Origin of the sequence: Okeania sp. SIO2C9 (genome assembly GCF_010672455.1) — a bacterium.
Lineage (GTDB): Bacteria > Cyanobacteriota > Cyanobacteriia > Cyanobacteriales > Microcoleaceae > Okeania.
The window spans coordinates 1-1319 of the sequence record NZ_JAAHGO010000245.1; the positions used below are offsets into that span (position 1 = coordinate 1).

General features: G+C 44.9%; 2 protein-coding genes. One reads left to right on the forward strand and one right to left on the reverse strand.

Annotated elements, in window-relative coordinates; translation table 11 throughout:
- A partial coding sequence (locus F6K23_RS40690) for an ATP-binding protein (RefSeq protein ID WP_293166917.1) occupies window positions 1–928 on the forward strand: 928 nt, incomplete at its 5' end.
- Between the two features lie 91 nt (window positions 929–1019).
- On the opposite strand, the gene F6K23_RS40695 is transcribed toward F6K23_RS40690, so the two are convergent.
- On the reverse strand, window positions 1020–1319 hold a 300-nt coding region (locus F6K23_RS40695; protein ID WP_293166919.1), incomplete at its 5' end, for a GMC oxidoreductase.

A 1319-nucleotide genomic window follows, 5' to 3' on the forward strand; every position in this document is an offset into this window, starting at 1 on the left:
TAGACGCCGTGGTATTCGAGATGCCCATGAACTTTTTCTCAGCTATGACCAAATTGAAGTTGAAGATATCATGCTGGTGCGGGGAGAGTTAAATCTTTCCGAGGCGAGTCTAGAAAATGCGATTATTCTGCGCAATGAGTTTGGCAAATCCTGGATGGTGCAGCTATTAGCGATGACTAATGAAGAAATCCAGGAGTTTTGTGACGAAAAACGAGGTAATAAGTCCTCAATTATGGCGCTGCAGCGCAAACTATTGCGTCTGGATGAATTAAAATACATGCGCACTGCTTGTCCGCACAATTATGTAGACCGAATTTTACAATCTCTAGACGCGGGTAAGCATGTGGTGGTGGAATTTGGTTCTCAGTCTAATATGCTTTCCTATATGTTGGCAGCCAATTTGATGACTCGCCGCATCCATAGTAGCTATGTACGTAAAGCTGAGAAGTTTTTGCAGTCGAAAAATCCTAGCGATCGACCTCGTCCTTTAGTAATTACAATTGAAGAAGCGCACCGCTTCCTTGATCCATCTACCGTGCGCCAGACTATTTTTGGGATTATTGCTCGCGAGATGCGCAAGTACTTTGTGACCTTACTGGTAGTGGATCAGCGTCCTTCTGGAATTGATAATGAGGTAATGTCTCAGGTTGGTACTCGCATTACCTGTTTGCTTAATGATGATAAGGATATTGAAGCAATCTTTACAGGGGTTTCTGGGGGGCAAAGTCTACGTTCAGTATTAGCCAAACTAGATTCTAAGCAACAAGCTTTGATTTTAGGTCATGCCGTGCCAATGCCTGTGGTAGTAAGAACTCGTGCCTATGACCAGAAATTCTATGCAGAAATTGGGGATACTTCTTGGCAAGAAAAGTCCGACGAGGAAGTGTTTGCGGCGGCGGAGGCGGCTAAGGCAGATTTAGGGTTTTGAGGTTGATAGGGCTTGTCTCAATTGGTGCAATGTTAGGGGTATTGCATTGATAAATAGTCAACAACTCTACACTCGTGACTGTTTGCATCCCTTATGTCTTAGTTTCCTTAGCTTGTTCGGTAAGGTTATCGGCTAGATGTTGGGCAAGGGCAACCATAGTCAACGTTGGGTTCCAAGAACCGCCAGTCGGCCAAAGTGAAGCTCCGGTGATATAGATATTCTCGACACCCTTAAGCTGATAATCTAACCCAACAACAGCCTCTTCATCATCGCCAATCCACATGGTTGAGGCTTCGTGCACTAATCCAGGAACACGAACTTTGTTGCGTTCACACTTCCATTGTCCCGTATCCGGATCACCGTGCCAATATTCTACTCGGTCTTTTCCTCT